Below are 18,760 nucleotides of genomic sequence, written 5' to 3'. Positions count from 1 at the left end.
AGCAAGCTGATCGGGATCAGATTTTTCCAACCAGATCCAGTGATGGAGACAGAGTCTCTTCACCTGGCTGCCAGGAAGCTGGGCATACTTCGCCATCGTGCTCAGCTACGTACTGAGCTGCCTGGATTTTACGAACCAGTTCTTTAGCAGAACGGCCGATGCCCAGGTCATGAATTTCAGCAACTTTGATCTGACCTTCAGGGTTGATTACAAACGTACCACGCAGAGCCAGACCTTCTTCTTCGATCATCACCTCGAAGTTGCGGGAAATAGCGCCTGTTGGATCTGCAACCATTGGGAACTGAATTTTCTTGATGGTTTCAGACGCATCGTGCCACGCTTTGTGGGTAAAGTGGGTATCAGTAGAAACTGAGTAAACTTCAACGCCCATTTCCTGCAGCTTCGGATAGAAGTCTGCCAGATCACCCAGCTCAGTTGGGCAAACAAAGGTGAAATCGGCTGGGTAGAAGAATACGACTGACCACTTGCCTTTCAGATCTGCATCAGAAACCTGAACAAACTCACCATTGTGGTAAGCGGTAGCGGTAAAAGGTTTAACTTCAGTGTTAATCAGTGACATTTCGTTCTCCTGTAGAGGTTGTCGTTATTCAACAGGAGCCATGATAGGAAATATTCGTTACATTTGGAAATTAATATAGGTTAAGTGATCGATTAATTTTATCTATCAAGAACTGGGTATAATCGCCTCAACCATCAATTGCAGGGTTACCTGTCCCCGAAACTGGTTTGGTGACAGCCGGTAGACCAGCCGGACTTGCTGGACACTGGTATCGGGCCACTGTTCAGTATCCACATTAAACACGATCGCATCCAGCGCCAGCTGCCCACCCACCGGCATCACCACCAGCTTCAGATGGCGATAACCTACAATGCGCTGCTGCAGTACGCGGAACTCACCATCAAACAGAGGCTCCGGGAACTGATGCCCCCAGGGGCCTGCATCCTGCAACAAGGCAGCCAGCTCCAGCGTAAAATCCATCTCCTCCAATGCACCATCTGTGACGATGACACGTTGCAGGTCATCCTCTTGCAATCGCTGACGCACTTCCTCATCAAATGCCTGGCGAAACGCAGGCAGATCCTGCCGGGCCAGTGACAAGCCCGCTGCCATCGCATGACCACCAAACTTGCGCAACAGACCGGGATGACGGGCAGCAATAGCGTCCAACCCATCGCGCACATGGAATCCGGCAATTGATCGGGCTGAGCCTTTAAGCTCATCCGCGTCACCCGGCGCGAAGGCAATCACCGGGCGGTGCAGCCGCTCCTTGATTCTGGAAGCCAGAATACCAATTACCCCCTGATGCCAGCCCGGTTCATATAAACAGACACCCCAGGGCATACTGTCAACTTCCAGAGGTAAGTGATCGAGCAGCTTCAGTGCATCCTGTTGCATCTGACGCTCAATACTGCGTCGCTCAACATTCAGGTCATTGAGCTGCTGCGCCAACGCCAGTGCCTGCTCAGGGTCGTCGCTAAGCAGACACTCGATACCAATAGACATATCCTCAAGCCGACCCGCCGCATTCAAACGAGGCGCAATCGCAAATCCCAGATCAGCCGCCATCAGCTGTTCTCGCTGACGTCCGGCCACTTCCAGCAATGCCAGAATACCGGGGCGCGCTTGCCCGGCACGAATGCGCAGCAACCCCTGATGGACCAGCGTACGGTTGTTATGCTCCAGAGCGACCACATCCGCCACGGTTCCCAAGGCCACCAGATCAAGCAAACAGGCAAGATTCGGTGCCTCTATGCCCAACTGCTGAAAATAGCCCTGTGCTATCAACGCACGACGCAACGCAATCATGACATAGAAAATGACCCCCACCCCGCAGGTGGACTTGGCCATAAACTCGCAGCCCCGCTGGTTGGGGTTGACGATCGCACAGGCATCCGGAAGCTGATCACCCGGTAAATGATGGTCAGTGATCAGCACATCCACACCCAGGTCACGCGCCCGCTGAACCCCTTCGACACTGGAAATGCCATTATCCACTGTAATAATCAATTGAGGTGGTTGAGCAGCCTGCATTGCGACCTGAACTATCTCCGGACTCAGGCCATAGCCATACTCGAAACGGTTTGGCACCAGGTAACTGACCTGCTCGACGCCCATCATGCGCAGCGCCAATACCGCCAGAGCCGTACTGGTAGCGCCATCGCAGTCAAAGTCCCCCACTATCAGAATGCGCTGCTGCTGCTCCAGGGCGCGTACCAGACGGCTGACGGCAGCCTCCATCCCTTTGAGTTGCGCATCCGGCAACAACTCGCGCAGATGACGCCCAACTTTTTGCGGATCATCAATCCCCCTGGCGGCGTACACACGTGCCAACACAGGGTGCAGATGTGACAGGGCAGAGGAGGTTCCGGCAGGCGGTGAACGACGTTTAATCAGTGCAGCAGACATCAGTAGAGAAGCTGTCCATTCAATCGAAAGAAGTACTCCCGGCCTGGCCGGGAGTCACAGGTGTTTTGTCAGTGCAGCTTAATCACGGTGTACATGTGAGGCTACATACGCCTGTACATCAGACAGGTTATTAGGCAGCACAGTGAAACGCTCTTCGCGCTCCATCAGATCACTCAGGCGCTCAGGTAACTCAGGCGCATTCAGTCCGGCTTTGACAACCGGCTCAGGGAATTTCACCGGATGTGCGGTTGCCAGTGTAATCATCGGCGTGTGTGTGTTACGCCAGCACTCACGCGCCGCCTTGAGACCAATCGCTGTATGCGGATCAAGCAGATAGCCGGTTTCAGCATGTACGTCCCGAATCACATCACAGGTCGTCTGATCATCCACAGCATAGCTGTCAAACAGTGCCCGTACCTTCTCCCAGCGACTGCTTTCCAGTTGTACAGGCTCACTGCGGAAACGCTGCATCAGATCGGCAATTGCGGCACCATCACGACCATACACATCAAACAGCAAGCGTTCAAAGTTGGATGACACCATAATATCCATCGAAGGAGACAGGGTATGCTCCAGCGTGCCTTTGGACATATCATTGCCGGAAATCACCCGATGCAGAATATCGTTGCGATTTGTTGCAACAACCAGCTGCTCCACCGGCAGACCCATCTGCTTGGCCAGGTAACCGGCAAAAATATCACCAAAATTCCCCGTTGGCACAGAGAAGGATACCGGGCGGTGAGGTCCTCCCACAGCCAGAGCGGCAGAGAAGTAATAGACGATCTGAGCCATAATACGCGCCCAGTTGATCGAATTCACAGCACCCAGCTTCATGCCATTGAGGAATGCCTGATCAGCAAAACTGTCTTTGACCATGCCCTGGCAGTCATCGAAGTTCCCTTCCAGTGCAATATTGAACACATTATCGGCGAGGATCGTGGTCATTTGACGACGCTGGACCTCTGACACCCGGTTATAAGGGTGCATGATAAAGATATCCAGATGCTTGCTGTGACGGCACCCTTCAATCGCAGCAGACCCTGTATCACCCGATGTTGCACCCATAATCACCAGACGCTCACCACGCTCGGCCAGCACATGGTCCATCAGGCGTCCCAGCAGCTGCAGGGCAAAATCCTTGAACGCCAGGGTCGGTCCATGAAACAGTTCCAGAATCCACTCATTAGGACGCAACTGAACCAGGGGAGCCACACCACTGTGATCAAACACCGCATAGGTTTCATCCACCATGCGCTTCAGATCCGCATCCTGGATAGACCCGGCAACAAATGGCTGCACAATACGGAAAGCCAGCTCACTGTATGGCAAACCTGACCAGGAGGCGATTTCATCCTGACTGAACGTGGGCAGCTGCTCCGGCACATACAAACCGCCATCTTCAGCCAGGCCAGCCAACAGCACATCAGCAAAGCTCAGAGCCGGTGCCTGACCGCGTGTTGAAATATACTTCATCGTTTCAGTCCTCAGTCTTCCAGGTGGTCGATACGGATGCGAATCACATCACCGAGAATATCCGGCAAGGCTTCAATTTCACGAATCGCCTCATTCATCATGCGTTCCTCTACACGCTGTGTCAGCATGATAACCGGCACCTGCGCTTCACGGGTTTCCTTCTGCACTATGGCTTCAATATTGATGCCTTTTTCACCCAGGATACGAGTGACATGTGCCAGAACACCGGGGCGCTCAACCGCCTGCAAACGCAAGTAATAACCGCTGACAGTCTGCTCAACCGGCAAAACAGGTACAGCAGACAGCTCATCAGACTGGAAGGCCAGCGGCGGTACCCGGCTGTGCGTATCTGTATCCAGCAGACGCGCCACATCGATCAGGTCGGCAACCACGGCTGAAGCAGTCGCTTCGGAACCTGCACCCGGACCATAGTAAAGCGTTTGCCCTACGGCATCGCCAGACACCAGTACAGCATTCATGACACCATTCACATTCGCCAGCAAGGTCGACTTGGGAATCAAGGTCGGATGCACACGCAGCTCAATGCCCTGATCGGTATGACGACTGATGCCCAGATGCTTGATACGGTAACCCAGCTCCTCGGCATACTGCACGTCGTCCGGGGTAATTTTGCTGATCCCTTCGGTATAGCCTTTCTCGAACTGCAGTGGAATACCATAGGCAATCGACGCCAGAATGGTCAGCTTGTGTGCAGCATCAATCCCCTCAACATCGAAGGTCGGATCAGCTTCGGCATATCCCAGTGCCTGGGCTTCGGCCAGCACATCACTGAACGCACGGCCTTTTTCACGCATTTCAGTCATGATGAAGTTGCCGGTACCATTAATGATGCCAGCCAGCCAGTTGATACGGTTAGCCGCCAGACCTTCACGTATCGCTTTGATAATCGGGATGCCTCCGGCAACAGCCGCTTCGAACGCCACCACCACATTCTGTTCACGCGCAGCTGCAAAAATCTCATTACCATGAACGGCAATCAGGGCCTTATTTGCTGTTACAACATGTTTGCCATGCTGGATCGCAGTCATCACCAGCTCTTTGGCAACATCATAGCCACCAATCAGCTCAACAATCACATCAATCTCAGGATCACGGGCCAACGCCATGACATCCGATTGCAGCGTGAAGCCAGACGTATCGCAGGCCGGATTTTCATGCCGCGAGGCAATGGCCGTCACCTCAATCGCACGACCTGCACGGCGGGTAATTTCGCCCGCATTTCGCATCAGCACATTGAATGTACCGCCACCGACAGTACCCAGACCACAGATCCCGACTTTAACAGGCTTCAAACCACACCTCTCGATTCAATTCACCAGATGATTCCACGCCGTCGCGGAAAATAAAAATGGGGCTTAGTATAACGAAAACGGGGGCTTTGCACTATGCAAGCCCCCGTCGTTTATACCCTTTGGATCAGATTATTACTGGATACCCAACATTTGTCCGATGCGCGCAGCAGGCATATAGCCCGGAATCAGAGTGCCGTCTTCCAGAACCATCGCAGGTGTACCCGATACACCGATGCGCTGCCCTAATACCAGTTGGTCAAACACAGGGTTTTCGCAACTTTTTTCAGCTACTGTAGCGCCCGACTTGACCCGATCCATCAACTGATTACGCTCTTCGGCTGTGTCACCACACCAGATGCTGACCATGGTACGGTAGGTCGCTGTATTGGGTCCACCTCGGGGAAATGCCAGATAACTGACCTCGATACCCATCTCGTTCAGTGCCTCAACCTCATCATGCATTTGTCGGCAGTAGGGACAATCCACATCTGTGAAAATCTTCAAACTGGTTTTACGCTCCCCGTGAGCCGGATAGGTGATCATCTGTTCAGCAGGCACCGCCGCCAATGCATCCAGACGCATACGATTCTGCGTTTGCTCTGTCACATTCACCAGCCCCTGCTGATCATCGATTCGAAACAGGTGGCCGACCATGAAAAATTCACCCGACTCATGGGCATAAATGAGCTCGCCACTCTCCAGTGCTACCTCATACACACTGGACATTTCTGTCGGTTCAATGCTTTTCACCGGAATGCGCGAATCTGCCTTGTATAACTGTTCACGGATCACATCGCGTGCATCCGCCAGCGCCTGTGCACTGAATACCAAACTGGCCAACAACACTACCCACTGCGTGGTTCTTTTCATATTTGCCTCAAGAAATTGCACTGCTTTCACGTTAATCACTCTCTTCTCTCTGATTGGCTGGCCCGGCAAAAGTTCATCCACGCGGATGATGCGCCTGATGCAGCAACTGTAAACGATGGTTGGCAACATGGGTATAGATCTGTGTGGTTGACAGGTCAGCATGACCCAGCAACATCTGTACCACCCGCAAATCAGCTCCATGATTCAGCAAATGGGTTGCAAAGGCATGCCTCAGTACATGTGGCGACAAAGGCTTGTCGATACCAGCCTGAACGGCATGCTGGCGTATTCGGTGCCAGAAGGTCTGTCGCGTCATTTGTGTACCACGACGACTGAGAAATACCACTTCTTCAGCCGCCTGGGTCAGCAACAGGGGGCGCACCTGCTTCAGGTAACGCTGTAGCCAGGCCAACGCCTCATCACCGACCGGAACCAGACGCTCCTTGTCGCCTTTACCCACTATGCGCAACACCCCCTGCTGCACGCTCACCTGATCCAAGCGCAAACTTACCAACTCTGTCACCCTGAGCCCAGCCGCATAGAGCAACTCCAGCATGGTCCGGTCACGCAGCCCCAGCAGATCATTGGTATCCGGTGCAGCCAGCAAAGATTCCACATCCGCCTCTGTCAGCGTTTTAGGCAAGGGGCGACCCGGTTTCGGACTGAGAATATTAAGCGTCGGGTCCAGGGCGATCTGCCCTTCCCGCAAGAGATAGCGATAAAATCCACGCAAACAGGACAACACCCGCGCTGTAGATACCGCCTTGAACGCCTGCCCTACTCGCCAGTCCAGATAGTGCTGAAGGTCGGCACGAGTCGTTTGCAGCAGACAAGATTTACGCGCATTTAACCAGCAGGCAAAATGATTCAAGTCACGCTGATAGGATAACTGAGTATTACGACTTAAACCTTTTTCCAGCCAGGCCAGTCGTACATACTCCTGTATCAACTGTCGATCACGGTCATCCGGTATCAATGCATTAAAACGTCGATCCTGGGTCAACGATAAACCTCAGTGGCCTGAAGCGCTTCAATCTCCACCGGATATTGTGCCGTGCCCTGCTGCACCCGCTCAGCAACACGCACAGTGGTACCTTCAACACTAACCAGGACACCCTCAACGCGCTTACCAAAAGAGGTAAAGAAACGAACCGGGTGACCAATATAGTTCACCAGCTCATCCGGTGGTGTATGGCGATAGCGTCGCGGCTCCACCACCCGTGAAGGCTGAACGGGCGGCGATGCAACACCTGGCATACTGCGCGGCGCATCCAGAGCGGCCACGGCATCACTTTCTTCCATAGATTCGGCTTCAAACTGAACCGGCTGCTGCATCAATGCCATAAACAAGCCCAGATGTTCTGCATCATAGGACTGAGGCTGATTGTTAACATGGATCGTCACACGCTGACTCAAGTCCAGCAACAGCTGTTCAGGATCCATCCAGGATTGAGGGCTTACTCCCTCTGTCTGCAGGCTCATCGAGAAGGTTGAATTGGGTTCATTCAATTGATCGTACGAGAGGATAAAACTGTCTGGCAATTCAGGAGCTGCAACAGATAACCAGTCACGCAGCAACGTCTGATGCTCCGCACGATACTCTGCAACCGTTACACCCGACTGCATGGCACAAAACTGATTCTTGCGCTGATTGTAGCCCATATCCCGGTAACTGAAGGCAAAACGCTTTAGCTGAGGCGCCACATTGGTCAACGCCTGCATACCTGTAACATTCTGCATTTCCAGATCGATAACCAGCTCACCCCAACCATGCATCAACGCCAGCAGCTCAAGATTCAACTGCGCATTCGCGGGGCTGCGCGCATTCAGATAGAGGTCAAAACGCCCCTGGCGCATCCCCATCATGCGCAGTGCTGACATATCAAAATGGCGTACACGTCCACAGCCCAGCGCGGCAGGCTGAATACCTTCCTCTGCCTGAGCAAACTGCTCCAGCATCAGAAACAGTGGCATGCTGAAATCAACATTCAGCCCTTCAACAGCCAAGGCAAATGAGCCGGGCCACTCACCACGAGCACTACGTGAATCAAACTGAAGTAAAAACAGCGGATCAGACTTCAAACTGATCCGATCAATGATAAAACCGCCTGGCTGCCCCATCAGGTTCAATGAGACTGTATTGAGACTGATTTCACCCAGCGGATTGACGTAGAGACTTTCATAGCCGGCATCAAGAAAAGGACGCCACTGCTGCAATTGACGATCAACAGACGATTTAACCTGATAGTAATAGCCAGCATAGGCTGCCAACGCCAGTAACAACAACAGCAAAAATATCCGCGACAGCAGCTTAACGATACGCATCCGGCTCTTCTCAGCTAATAATCCCCGATATTGCATTCTAGGCAGATTTTAGCCGTTTGGCGAATGCGGAAATCAAAAAAAAACGGCCTAATGGCCGTTTTTTTGATACTGGACAAATTAACCCAGCTTTTCCTTGATACGTGCAGACTTACCACTACGCTCACGCAGGTAGTAAAGTTTAGCCTGACGTACATCACCACGACGCTTGACGCTGATGCTGTCAATAACCGGGCTGTAAGTCTGGAAGGTACGTTCAACGCCTACACCGTGAGAAATTTTACGCACAGTGAATGCAGAGTTCAGACCACGGTTACGCTTACCGATGACAACACCTTCGAAAGACTGCAGACGGGTACGATCACCCTCAACAACCTTAACCTGGACTACAACGGTATCACCGGGTGCAAACGCAGGCACCTCTTTGTTCATCTGTTCAGCTTCGATCTGCTGAATAATATTACTTTTGCTGCTCATCGCTCGCTCCTGTTTTTTCAACCGCACGCCTGTTCGGCTTCGCGGATATATTCGCTTAACAGCGCCTGCTGTTCCGGGCTGAGTTCGATCTTTTCCAATAGGTCCGGTCGTCGTTGCCAGGTACGCCCTAACTGCTGTTTCAGACGCCAGCGCCTGATTTCAGCATGATTCCCCCCCAGTAACACAGCAGGTACCGGCTTATCATCCAGTACCTCAGGCCGCGTATAGTGCGGGCAATCCAGCAACCCCTGAGCAAATGAGTCTTCTGCAGCCGAATCTTCGTGCCCCAATACACCGGGCAACAATCGGGATACGGCATCCACCATCACCATGGCGGGCAACTCACCACCGCTCAGTACAAAATCACCAAGCGACCACTCTTCGTCAATTTCTGCGTCTATCAGGCGTTCATCAATGCCTTCATAGCGCCCGGCAACCAGAATCAGACTATCCGCCTGCGCCAACTCGCACACACCCTCCTGAGTCAATCGCCGTCCCTGAGGGGACAGGTAAATAACTCGCGGTGAGCCCGGTGCTTTAGCTCTGGCAGCCTGAATCGCATCACGTAACGGCTGAACTTTCATCAACATACCAGGACCACCGCCATAGGGCCTGTCATCCACGGTACGATGCTTGTCGAGTGTAAAATCACGGGGATTCCAGCACTCAACCGTCAGCAATCCGTTACGAACCGCACGCCCGGTAATGCCATAGCCACTGACAGCGGCAAACATTTCCGGAAACAAACTGACGATTCCGAACCACATCACTCAGAACTCCGGATCCCAATCGACCCGTATCGTTCCTGCGTCAAGATCTATCTCTTTAATCACCTGTTCCGGCAAATACGGAATGAGTCGTTCAGTCTTGTCGCGACTGTCAGCAGTCGCTTTCACAACCAGCACATCATTCGATCCGGTTTCAATCAGGTGATCAACCCGACCCAGCAACTCGCCGGATTCGGTCAATACCAAAAGATTCTCAAGCTGGCTCCAGTAATACTCACCGGCCTCAAGCTCAGGTAACTGATCCAGAGAGACATAAATTTCAGCCCCTCCCCAGTCTCTGGCCTGTTCCGGACTTTCGATACCGGCCAACTTGGCAATCAAGCCTTTTCCGTGACGCTTGGCTGCTTCCAGCTTGACTGGAAACCACTGCCCGTCACGTTTTACCTGCCAGGGCTTGTAGGAAAACAGATTATCGATCGGATCGGTATAGGAGTAGATTTTCACCCACCCTTTGACACCGTAAGGTGCTGCCAACTTTCCGACCAGGGTCAGCTTTTCAGCTGCTGTCTGTTCCATGCCTGTCAGATCCGCCAAACTTACTGTGCGGCTGCTTTGCGTGCGTCTTTCAGCAACTGGGCAACACGCTCAGAGGTCTGAGCACCCTTGCTGATCCAGTAATCAACACGCTCCAGGTTAACGCGCAGACGCTCTTCCTGACCCCGAGCAATCGGGTTGAAAAAGCCCACCCGCTCAATAAAGCGGCTGTCACGCGCAAAGCGTGAATCGGCAACGGTGATGTGGTAGAACGGACGCTTTTTGGCGCCGCCGCGAGACAAACGAATAGTGACCATGCGCTGGACCCCTTTATTTCGCAAGGATGGGTTTTAGGATCGCCCATCGTTAATAATCCCCGCCTCTTCGCTGTTGCAGCCGACAAGACAGGGGCCAATCTTAAAAATCAAGGCGCGAATTGTACGCCAAACAGCCAACAAATAAAAGTAGACTATATTCAGAAGCGTGGAAAACCGCCACCGCCTCCCATACCTGGCGGCATCATTCCCTTCATTCCACGCGCCAGCTTGGTCATACCCGACTTGCTGCCAAACTTTTTCATCATTTTGGCCATCTGTTTATGCTGCTTCAGCAGACGGTTCACGTCCTGAATCTGCGTGCCAGAACCCAAGGCAATACGGCGCTTGCGCGAACCACTGATAATATCCGGATTACGGCGTTCCTTAGGTGTCATGGAGTTAATGATCACCTCGAACTGCTTCATACCTTTTTCGGCCTGTGCGGCCTGGGCTGCCTGAGCCATCTGCCCCATACCCGGCAGTTTCTCCAGCATGCCCATCATGCCGCCCATATTGCCCATTTGCTGAATCTGCTCACGAAAATCTTCCAGATCAAAGCCCTTGCCTTTGGTGATTTTCTTCGCCAGTTTCTCAGCTTTGGCTTTATCAATTTTCTGCTCAGCCTCTTCAATCAGACTGAGTACATCGCCCATTCCCAGAATACGTGATGCCACACGATCCGGGTGAAAGGCTTCCAGTGCATCGGTTTTCTCACCAACGCCAAGGAATTTAATCGGTTTTCCGGTGATATGACGCACAGACAAGGCCGCACCACCACGGGCATCACCATCAGTCTTGGTCAACACCACACCGGTCAACGGCAGCACTTCGTTAAATGCACGCGCCGTATTGGCCGCATCCTGACCGGTCATGGCGTCAACAACAAACAGTGTCTCGACCGGCTGCACGGCAGCATGCAGATCACGAATCTCGGCCATCATCGCATCATCGATTGCCAGACGACCGGCGGTATCGACCAGCAGGACATCATGATGCTGCAAACGTGCATGCCGGATAGCCGCATTGACGATATCGATCGGCTTCTGACTGGCATCAGACGGGAAGAAGTCAACACCGACATCGGCGGCCAGTGTTTCCAGCTGGCGTATCGCCGCCGGACGGTATACATCCGCCGATACCACCAGTACTTTTTTCTTTTTGCGTTCTTTCAGAAAACGTGACAGTTTGGCCACTGAGGTCGTCTTACCGGCACCCTGCAGACCGGCCATCATCACCACGGCAGGGGGCGTCGTACTCAGATCAAGCTCAGCATTCGCCTCGCCCATCACCTTGATCAGCTCTTCGTTGACTATTTTTACGAAGACCTGCCCTGGACTCAGGCTTTTGCTGACCTCCTGCCCGACAGCACGCTCTTTGACACTGTCAATAAAGGCTTTGACAACAGGCAGTGCCACATCCGCTTCGAGCAGCGCCATACGCACTTCACGCAGGGTACCCTTGATATTCTCTTCAGTCAGACGAGCCTGACCAGTAACACTTCGTAATGTCTGGGTGAGTCGTTGTGTAAGATTATCGAACATGCCGTACCTCTGAAAAATTCCTTCGCGTTGAGTCTGACGCAGACAACAGCCGCGGAAACTGTATTGCCGGGCATTATACAGATCACGACCCACTGGCGGCACCCTATATTTCTTCTTTACCCAGTTTATGCCAAACTTATGCCCCTGAAAGGAGACTCATTGGATGCTGATTTTCATCTCGTTATTTGCTGTTGTGTGCTATGCCATCGCATCCTGGCTGCAATGGCAACGTGCGACCGGCCGTCGCCTGGATGTACGCCCGACCGTACTACTGCTTGGCATAGCAGGCTTCGCGGTCCACGGCATATCGGTATACCACACACTGCATCACCCCGCCGGCATTGATCTCGGCCTGTTCAGCATGGGCTCTTTGATCAGTTGGCTGGTCACTGCGCTGGTTATCGGCAGCAGCCTGCGACAGCGTATCGATAACCTGTTCATCGGTGTTTTTCCGATGGCGGCCGTCACCGTTCTGCTGGCCAGCCTGATGCCAACATCCGAGGTCCTGAAGCCCTATGGCAGCGGCATGTTCCTGCATATACTCCTGTCAGTGCTGGCCTACAGCATCTTTACACTGGCCACACTGCAGGCACTGCTGCTCTGGCGGCAGCAGCTGGCACTGAAACAACATCACACGCGTGGACTGGTGGCCAGCCTCCCGCCTCTGCAAATCATGGAAAAGCTGCTGTTTGAAATGCTGTGGGTTGGTTTCATTCTGCTGAGTATTTCTCTGATCAGTGGCTGGCTGTTTGTTGACAACCTGTTTGCCCAGCACCTGGTCCACAAAACCCTGCTGTCACTGGCTGCCTGGCTGATTTATGCGACGCTGCTGGGAGGCCGTCAGATCATGGGATGGCGCGGCATGACCGCCATTCGTTGGACGATTGGTGGCTTCTTGCTGCTCATGCTGGGCTTCTTTGGATCAAAGCTGGTGCTGGAATTCATTCTTTAGTGACATCATTGAGTATTGACAGCGCCAGGCTCTACTCTGAAAATGGTTTTCCTATTTTAAAAATCGGGTCCTTATTTTGGAAGACGCGTCGATAAGCTCACTGCTGATCCTGCTTGGTTTTCTGATTATCCTGTCAGCTTTCTTTTCCAGTTCCGAAACCTCGATGATGGCGTTGAACCGTTACCGGTTGCGGCATCTGGTGAAAAAAAATCATCGCAGTGCCATCAACGCCAGCCGTCTGCTGGAACGACCAGACCGCCTGATCGGCGTCATTCTGATCGGTAACAATTTCGTGAACATCCTCGCATCAGCCATCGCCACACTGATTGCAGTGAAGCTCTGGGGGGATGCAGGCATCGCCATCGCCACTGTGGTGCTGACGCTGGTCATTCTTATTTTTGCCGAGGTGACACCCAAAACCCTGGCAGCCCTGCACCCTGAACGTATCGCGTTCCCGGCCAGCTACATCCTGAAGGTACTGCTGAAAGTCTTTTATCCACTGGTATGGCTGGTCGGTGCCATTACCAACAATCTGCTCAAGCTCTTTGGGGTCAAGCCAGGACAGCACGGTAACGACCATTTGAGTACAGAAGAACTGCGCACCCTGGTACATGAAGCAGGCGCTCTGCTGCCCAAACGCAATCAGTCGATGCTGCTGGGCGTACTGGAACTGGAAGAAGTCACCGTCAATGATATTATGATCCCACGCAACGAAGTGGAGGGGATAGATCTGGACCAATCCCTGGAACAGATACTGACACAGCTGTCCAATACACAACACACCCGGCTGCCTATCTATCATGGCGATATCAATCAGGTGGTAGGACTGCTGCACATGCGCAATCTGGCACAACTGATTCAGCGCGGAGAAGTCACCAAAGAAGCCATTCTGAAAGTTTCACGCGAACCCTATTTCGTTCCGGAAAGCACCCCGCTGCAAACGCAGCTGCTGAACTTTCAGAAGCAGAGCCGCCGGATCGGTATTGTTGTGGATGAGTACGGTGATGTTGAAGGGATTGTCACCCTGGAAGATATTCTCGAAGAGATCGTTGGCGAACTCTCGGAAGAACACAACGACCTGGTAGAAGATATTCATCCACAGGATGATGGCAGCTACTTTATTGACGGTGGTGCCTATGTGCGTGATATTAACCGCGCACTGCACTGGCAGTTGCCCACAGACGGCCCCAAGACCCTGAACGGCCTGATTACCGAAACACTGGAATCACTTCCGGATGCCAATGTCTGCCTGGTAATTGCTGAATACCGTGTCGAAACGCTGCAAATTCAGGACAAGTTTATTCAGACGGTGCGTATGATTCCGATCCGCAAGGACCGCAATCACTGACGCTAGCCAGTATGCCGTTCAGGTCGGCGAGGCATGGGAATAGACAGCTGAAAGCCGACATTGAGCAGTTCACAAATCATATAGGCTGTCAGCCCCCAGATCCGCTCACCGTCATACACCCAGGAAGGCATCTCCCAGACCTGCCCTTCAACGATTAAACGCTCTATTTCAGGAGGCCCTTGCTCAAGAAAGAAACGCAAGGGCACCTTGAACACCCGCGCAATCTCGGCAGGATTGGGATGCAGTGGCAAACTGGACGGCACCAGACCGACCCAGGGCGTGACGTGCAAATGATGCTTCGACACCACCTGACCCAGTGGCCCGCAAAGTTCAACATCACGCGATGCGATACCGAGCTCTTCCTGTGCCTCACGCAGTGCAGTCTGAGACAGCTCACGGTCACTTTCATCCCGCTTTCCACCCGGAAAACAGACTTCGCCCCGATGGGTATTCAACAAAGCCGAACGTACCGTCAGAATCAACTCGGGGTGCAGCTCGGATCTGGTGATGGGAATCAGCACAGCGGCCTCACGCCCCTGCTGACGCAGACACCAGGACCGATGACGCTGTATACGTGTAATTGCCTGACTGAGCATGCCCCCTCCTTATGTCTTGGATCATAGCGTTAAAAAAACGGGTCGACTAGTCCTGTTGCAACTGACTACAATGTTGCTGTACGCCAAAAGGAAGCCAGCATGAAATACTGTTCAAACTGTGGTGCAGTAGTCGAGCAAAAAATTCCCGCCGGAGATAATCGGCATCGGTACGTGTGCGGCCACTGCCACACAGTGCATTACGAGAACCCCTGCATCATTGCCGGATGCCTGCCTGTGTACCAGGATCAGGTACTGCTTTGTAAACGCGCCATCGAGCCACGCTATGGCCTGTGGACACTGCCTGCCGGGTTTATGGAGAACGGCGAATCCACAGAACAGGCGGCGTTGCGTGAGACGCTGGAAGAAGCCAATGCAGTGGTCAAGATTCGCAGCCTGTACACCCTGACATCGATTCTGCATGTTGATCAGGTACAGATGATCTATCTGGCCGATCTGCCGACGCCCGAGTTTTCCATCAGCGAAGAGTCTCTGGAAGTACGCCTGTTCACTGAAGCGGATATTCCCTGGGACCAGTTGGCGTTTCCAACCATCCGCAACGCCCTGCAGTTTTACTTCAGTGATCGGAAAACGGGCCATTTTCCACTGCGCCATCTCGCCCTGAGCCAGGGGCCGCAGGGCGAGTTATGCTGTGAACTGGGCACACATCAGTGATGTGCTGACAACGCCTCGATTTCTTGCCACAGGCGCTGATAGTCAGGGCTGTCCTGACGGGTGTAGTTCAGATTGCGCAACAGGCTGGTCAGGTGGACGAAATGCTTGCGCACCGCTTCCTTAGTGCTCAGGGGCGGCAAGCCTTCAAGACTGGCAACCAACAGGCGGAACAGATCACGCTGACGTTGAATCGGTGAGGAGATATCCACCGCATCAAACGCATCCTGCTGCAGATAGACCTGATCCAGACACTGCGCCTTCTGCCACAGGACGTAGTCCTCCAGGGTAACACCTTCCTCGCCGGTCACCTGCATCATCTGCTGCACCTCTTCACCCTGCTTCAACAGGCTCAGCATCTGGCGTACCTGAGGTACCCAGTCCGGGTCCAGATGTTGATTAAACCAGGATTCCAGCTGCAACAGATAGCGCGACCAGGAGATCAGCGGGTCCACTGCGGGATAGGCGCGCTTGTATGCCCGGTCAGCACTCAGCCCGAGAAAGGTTTTCACGGTTCTGAGCGTCGACTGGGTGACCGGCTCTTCGAAGTTCCCACCTGCCGGTGACACCGTCCCTATCAGTGTCAAACTGCCAGTAGAGCCGTCATTGGTACGCACCAGACCGGCACGCTCATACAAGGCACGAACGGCTGAATCCAGATAGGCCGGGAAGGCTTCCTCACCCGGTATTTCTTCAAGACGCCCGGAGGTTTCACGCATTGCCTGAGCCCAGCGGGATGTGGAGTCGGCAATCAGCAGCACGTTATAGCCCATCTGGCGATAGTACTCACTGATGGTAATGCCGGTATAGATGGAAGCTTCCCGGGCGGCAACCGGCATGGAGGAGGTGTTACAGATGATCACGGTACGGTCCATCAACGTCCCCCCTTTGGGGTCCGGTGTTTTGGGGAACTCGGTAATCGTCTCAACCACCTCGCCGGCACGCTCGCCGCAGGCAACAATGACCACTATATCGACATCCGAATAGCGTGAAATCAGGCTCTGCAACACCGTTTTACCTGCACCAAAAGGCCCGGGAATACAGGCAGTACCACCCTTGGCGACCGGAAAGAAGGTATCAATCAGGCGAATGGTCGTCAGCATCGGTTGATCAGGATAAAGTCGTTCACTGTAACCGGCTCGCAGCAGGTCACGGTTTACCGGTACCCGCACCGGCCAGAACTGGCGCATGGTGACTTCGTGCTCTTCACCCTGAGTATCTTTCAGTCTGACAACCGGTGTCGTGACGGTAAAACTGCCCTCCTGAATCCAGGTGACTTCCGCCTCACCTCGCAGGTTAAACGGCACCATCACCTTATGTGTAAACCGGCGCTCCTGCACTTTCCCCAAAGGGTCTCCGGCACGCACCCGGGCACCGATTTTCACCACTGGCTGAAAGGCCCACAGATGCTGCAGATCAATCCCTTCCACATCCAGCCCACGAGGCAAAAAAGAACCCTGCTGAGCGGCAATCAACTCAAGTGGATTCTGCAACCCGTCATAAATCTGCCCCAGCAGTCCTGGACCCAACGCCACGGATAACAGACGATGACTTTGCTCAACACGATCTCCGATAGCGACTCCGCGGGTATTTTCAAACACCTGCACATCGGCCTCACCATGCCGTACCCGTAATACCTCAGCCTGCAGGCGTTCCTGTCGACCATCACCCGGGCGGCGCTCAGGACAGATATACACCACCTCATTCTTGATCAACGGATAAAACTCACCCGCATCATCCTGCATCAGGCGAATAGTGACGATATCATCCCGCACGCCGGCAACGCGTGCTGTAACCGGCATTCCATTCATCGATAGCTATCCTCAAACAATTGGGTCAATCGCTGCTGGATACCACTGTGTTGTAACAGAGCATCCCCCAGCGCCTGGAATTCATTCAGCGCTGCATCAGGATCGCTGCGCAGACGACGCTCTGCCAACCCCCAACGCAACACAAAGCACACAACAGTTTCCAGCGTGAAGTGATGACTGCGCTCAACCGCCAGCAGCTGCCGCCACAGATAGAGATCTACCTGGGTCTGCAGATCACCGGTCTGCCCCTGGGCAAACAGTTCACCCCAGTGCTCCAGAAACTCCAGCCTGCCCTCCAGTCCGAACAACGGCTCTTTCCAGTGCTGTCGAATCCACTGAGTCCAGCGTCCAAACCCCTGAAAATGTTCAGCCTGGGTATCTGGCCGCCGCCGATAACGCAGCGCTGCCAGGAGTGTTTGTATTTCCAGACGCAAGCCAACCACCTGTCGCAGGGTTTCAGAAGGCAATTGATCGACTTGCTGCTGCCAGGCCTGTACCCGCGCCTGATCCGGCTGCATATTTGACAAGGACGGATGATAGAGCGCTTCAGCTGAGCGCAGCACTTTCTGGTCAGTCTCGTTGAGTAACGTCAGACGCCGCTCCAATGCAATTCTGGAAAGCGGTAACTGGGTACACTTTTCCATCTGCTCCGGCAGCCAGGGCAGTCCCGTGACCAAGGTGTAATAGTCCGCCACTAACGGATCACTCCTTCCAGCAGCGCCCGGAAGCGTGGCTGAAGATGCTTCAGCAACACCTCAGCAACAGCCTCTTCCGTCAAGTCGATCTCAACTTCTTTACCCACCAGACGGATACGCAACCCACAACCGGAATGGCTGTCCAGACACACGCCTTCTCGAAGCAGATCTGCCGACAGGGATTGTACAAACTGGCTGAGCTGTCCCTGGCGGTATTCATGGGCATTACGCCGCAGTTCATCCAGCCCGATAAACTCATCCGGCAGCAGGATCTCAATGTCCTGCTGATCCAGCTGTGACTGCTCACGCACTTTTCCGGCCAGCTCCAGAATCAGGCGACGCATAAACTCCGGGTTATCCATCTGCTGTTCAACCAGACGTTCCACCTGATCAGCAAAGCTCAGCGCCATGGTTTCCTTGAGGCTTAACAGCAGGTCACGAGCGGCCATTTTCAACGCATCCTCACCGGCCTTGCGTGTCTGCTCGACCTCTTTACGCGTACTCAGGCGCAAGGATTCCGCTTCATGGCGCGCATCTTCCAGCAACTGGGCGGCCTTCTGGCGTGCCTCACGCAGCAGCTGTTCAGCCTCATCACGGCCGCGCTGCACACCCTGATCCCGCAGTTGCTCTATCAGTGCTTCAACACCCGAAGATGGATGATGCTTTTCCTGATGATTCATCCGTTA

General features: G+C 53.6%; 19 protein-coding genes. 3 read left to right on the top strand and 16 right to left on the bottom strand.

Annotation, left to right across the window (positions count from 1 at the left end):
- Positions 1-16 precede the first annotated feature (16 nt).
- The 12 genes from ahpC to ffh all read right to left on the bottom strand — a co-directional run bounded on the left by ahpC (position 17) and on the right by ffh (position 12,003).
- A complete protein-coding gene (gene ahpC / locus ADINL_RS04565) occupies positions 17-580 on the bottom strand; it encodes an alkyl hydroperoxide reductase subunit C (RefSeq protein ID WP_036544408.1) in 564 nt (187 codons plus the stop codon).
- A 105-nt stretch (positions 581-685) separates the two neighbouring features.
- Positions 686-2,428 carry a single-stranded-DNA-specific exonuclease RecJ gene (recJ, locus tag ADINL_RS04560; RefSeq protein ID WP_036544406.1) on the bottom strand — a complete coding sequence of 581 codons (1,743 nt, stop codon included), beginning with the start codon at positions 2,426-2,428 and terminating at the stop codon, positions 686-688.
- Positions 2,429-2,506: 78 nt separating this feature from the next.
- Positions 2,507-3,901, bottom strand: a complete 1,395-nt coding sequence (thrC, locus tag ADINL_RS04555; RefSeq protein WP_036544403.1) for a threonine synthase — start codon at positions 3,899-3,901, stop codon at positions 2,507-2,509.
- 11 nt (positions 3,902-3,912) lie between these two features.
- The gene (locus ADINL_RS04550; RefSeq protein ID WP_036544401.1) at positions 3,913-5,214 is read right to left on the bottom strand and encodes a homoserine dehydrogenase; all 1,302 of its coding nucleotides are present in this window, start codon (positions 5,212-5,214) and stop codon (positions 3,913-3,915) included.
- A 132-nt stretch (positions 5,215-5,346) separates the two neighbouring features.
- Entirely contained in the window at positions 5,347-6,084 is a 738-nt protein-coding gene (locus tag ADINL_RS04545; protein WP_036544399.1) for a DsbC family protein, read from the bottom strand.
- A gap of 73 nt (positions 6,085-6,157) precedes the next feature.
- On the bottom strand, positions 6,158-7,087 hold the full coding sequence (gene xerD / locus ADINL_RS04540; protein ID WP_239644332.1) for a site-specific tyrosine recombinase XerD: 930 nt from the start codon (positions 7,085-7,087) through the stop codon (positions 6,158-6,160).
- Positions 7,084-8,409, bottom strand: a complete 1,326-nt coding sequence (locus tag ADINL_RS04535) for a hypothetical protein (protein ID WP_036544397.1) — start codon at positions 8,407-8,409, stop codon at positions 7,084-7,086. Before ADINL_RS04535 ends, xerD begins: the two co-directional genes overlap by 4 nt.
- 117 nt (positions 8,410-8,526) lie before the next feature.
- The gene (gene rplS, locus ADINL_RS04530) at positions 8,527-8,883 is read right to left on the bottom strand and encodes a 50S ribosomal protein L19 (RefSeq protein ID WP_036544396.1); all 357 of its coding nucleotides are present in this window, start codon (positions 8,881-8,883) and stop codon (positions 8,527-8,529) included.
- A 17-nt stretch (positions 8,884-8,900) separates the two neighbouring features.
- Positions 8,901-9,650: a tRNA (guanosine(37)-N1)-methyltransferase TrmD gene (trmD, locus tag ADINL_RS04525; RefSeq protein WP_036544393.1), complete on the bottom strand. Its 750-nt coding sequence runs from the start codon at positions 9,648-9,650 to the stop codon at positions 8,901-8,903.
- A gap of 3 nt (positions 9,651-9,653) precedes the next feature.
- A complete protein-coding gene (gene rimM, locus ADINL_RS04520) occupies positions 9,654-10,187 on the bottom strand; it encodes a ribosome maturation factor RimM (protein WP_036545448.1) in 534 nt (177 codons plus the stop codon).
- Positions 10,188-10,207: 20 nt separating this feature from the next.
- Positions 10,208-10,462 (bottom strand): 30S ribosomal protein S16, encoded by a 255-nt coding sequence (gene rpsP / locus ADINL_RS04515; protein ID WP_036544391.1) that lies wholly within the window; start codon positions 10,460-10,462, stop codon positions 10,208-10,210.
- A 158-nt stretch (positions 10,463-10,620) separates the two neighbouring features.
- Positions 10,621-12,003 carry a signal recognition particle protein gene (gene ffh / locus ADINL_RS04510; protein WP_036544389.1) on the bottom strand — a complete coding sequence of 461 codons (1,383 nt, stop codon included), beginning with the start codon at positions 12,001-12,003 and terminating at the stop codon, positions 10,621-10,623.
- Positions 12,004-12,166: 163 nt separating this feature from the next.
- On the opposite strand from ffh, the gene ADINL_RS04505 reads away from it, so the two are divergent.
- Both ADINL_RS04505 and ADINL_RS04500 read left to right on the top strand, forming a co-directional pair.
- Positions 12,167-12,955 carry a cytochrome C assembly family protein gene (locus ADINL_RS04505; protein ID WP_036544387.1) on the top strand — a complete coding sequence of 263 codons (789 nt, stop codon included), beginning with the start codon at positions 12,167-12,169 and terminating at the stop codon, positions 12,953-12,955.
- A 76-nt stretch (positions 12,956-13,031) separates the two neighbouring features.
- Positions 13,032-14,303 carry an HlyC/CorC family transporter gene (locus ADINL_RS04500; RefSeq protein ID WP_036544385.1) on the top strand — a complete coding sequence of 424 codons (1,272 nt, stop codon included), beginning with the start codon at positions 13,032-13,034 and terminating at the stop codon, positions 14,301-14,303.
- A gap of 2 nt (positions 14,304-14,305) precedes the next feature.
- Here ADINL_RS04500 and ADINL_RS04495 read toward each other — a convergent pair whose 3' ends face one another.
- Complete coding sequence (locus ADINL_RS04495) at positions 14,306-14,899, bottom strand: NUDIX hydrolase (protein WP_036544382.1); 594 nt, start codon at positions 14,897-14,899, stop codon at positions 14,306-14,308.
- Between the two features lie 99 nt (positions 14,900-14,998).
- Between ADINL_RS04495 and ADINL_RS04490 the strand changes: the two genes are divergently transcribed.
- Positions 14,999-15,571, top strand: a complete 573-nt coding sequence (locus ADINL_RS04490; protein ID WP_036544380.1) for an NUDIX hydrolase — start codon at positions 14,999-15,001, stop codon at positions 15,569-15,571.
- Here ADINL_RS04490 and ADINL_RS04485 read toward each other — a convergent pair.
- From ADINL_RS04485 to ADINL_RS04475, 3 genes are read right to left on the bottom strand one after another with little or no spacing between them, the layout of a single operon-like run.
- Positions 15,565-17,379, bottom strand: coding sequence for a V-type ATP synthase subunit A (locus tag ADINL_RS04485; protein ID WP_036544378.1), 1,815 nt, complete (start codon positions 17,377-17,379; stop codon positions 15,565-15,567). The genes ADINL_RS04490 and ADINL_RS04485 overlap by 7 nt on opposite strands.
- Positions 17,376-18,074 (bottom strand): DUF2764 family protein, encoded by a 699-nt coding sequence (locus ADINL_RS04480; protein WP_036544377.1) that lies wholly within the window; start codon positions 18,072-18,074, stop codon positions 17,376-17,378. The genes ADINL_RS04485 and ADINL_RS04480 overlap by 4 nt, the downstream gene beginning before the upstream one ends.
- A complete protein-coding gene (locus ADINL_RS04475) occupies positions 18,074-18,754 on the bottom strand; it encodes an ATPase (RefSeq protein WP_036544374.1) in 681 nt (226 codons plus the stop codon). The genes ADINL_RS04480 and ADINL_RS04475 overlap by 1 nt, the downstream gene beginning before the upstream one ends.
- Positions 18,755-18,760: the final 6 nt, after the last annotated feature.

Source organism: Nitrincola lacisaponensis, from assembly GCF_000691225.1.
Classification (GTDB): domain Bacteria; phylum Pseudomonadota; class Gammaproteobacteria; order Pseudomonadales; family Balneatricaceae; genus Nitrincola; species Nitrincola lacisaponensis.
The sequence above is the reverse complement of the archived record's forward strand: the minus strand, read 5'-3'. Positions and strand labels throughout refer to the sequence as shown.